This window comes from Lactiplantibacillus sp. ME-2, assembly GCF_022549155.1.
Taxonomy (GTDB): domain Bacteria; phylum Bacillota; class Bacilli; order Lactobacillales; family Lactobacillaceae; genus Lactiplantibacillus; species Lactiplantibacillus plantarum.
Genome location: NZ_JAKZEQ010000113.1, coordinates 1 through 1,170 on the forward strand (window position 1 = coordinate 1; position 1,170 = coordinate 1,170).

At 41.1% G+C, this 1,170-nt stretch carries 1 protein-coding gene and 1 pseudogene; one reads left to right on the forward strand and one right to left on the reverse strand.

The annotated features are described in order from the left end of the window. Positions 1-614 (reverse strand): sugar-binding domain-containing protein (locus MMY95_RS15580; protein WP_347192203.1); only part of this gene is annotated, 614 nt, incomplete at its 3' end. A gap of 272 nt (positions 615-886) precedes the next feature. Here MMY95_RS15580 and MMY95_RS15585 point away from each other — a divergent pair. Beyond that, positions 887-1,170, forward strand: a pseudogene (locus MMY95_RS15585) (galactokinase family protein); the annotation flags it as partial.

A 1,170-nucleotide genomic window follows, 5' to 3' on the forward strand; every position in this document is an offset into this window, starting at 1 on the left:
ATAAAGGCAGCAGTACTGCGTTTGTAGACCCGAACCGCTAAAACGTTACCTTGGTCCTGAATATACGGCGTCAAATCAAATTCAGAAGGGGTGAAACTATCTTCAGCGTAGCCAATAAAATGGCCATTTAACCAGACGTACAGGGCTTCTTCTACCCCTTGGAACTGAATGATAATACGTTGCCCTTTAAAAGCATCGTCGAGATCAAAGGTTTTGAGGTACGAGCCGACGGTGTTGTCCGCAGCGTCGCTGAATAGGCCTGGTGTTAATTGATCTTGATTGAGGGTATACGGTGGGCGACGATAAATTTTACCTTCCCATGGGTATAGCGTGTTAATGTATTGAATTTGACCATAGCCGGCTAGTTCAATATGACCGGGAACTTGAATCGTATCAAAGTCGGTTGCATCGAAATCGGGTTGATAAAAATCAACTGGGCGTTCAGCCGGTGTCTTGGCGAAGTTAAAACGCCAAGCGCCATTGAGCCTCTTGATGAAGCGACTACCCGTTTTGAATTCTGCTGTGTCGTGATAATAAGGGTGATCACTATGTGCAGGTAATTGGTTGACCCGGAAGACTTCTGGGTCATCTAACCATTGAAGATTAGCTTGCATGAGGAAGCTCCTTTCAAAGTTACATAAATAAAAAACGCTTACAATTATCATAAAACAAAATATTAAATTTGTATATGTCATTTTAGTTAAATTTTAACTAAATGACAACGACAACGGGCGATAAGAAGAATTTGAATCGATAACGTGATAAATTTGTAAAGCGTTACCAAATATTGTTATAAAGGTCTTATGGGGTGTTGACAACAATCAAAAAAAGCATTATAGTCAAGCCTAATAAAATTTTAGTAAAACTATTTACGGAGGGATTTTTCATGAATACTAGCGACTTAAAACAGGAGTTTACCGAAGCCTTTGATACCAAGCCATAACGGGTCTTTTTCTCACCTGGTCGAATTAACTTGATCGGTGAACATACTGATTATAACGGGGGCCATGTTTTCCCATGTGCGATTACAATCGGGACATATGGTGTTTATGCACCCCGGACAGATACGACAGTGCGGATGTACTCAGCTAATATTCCAGATGCTGGGATCGTCACGTTTGATGTCAACGACCTTTCATATGACAAAGCCGCTGGTTGGACAAATTATCC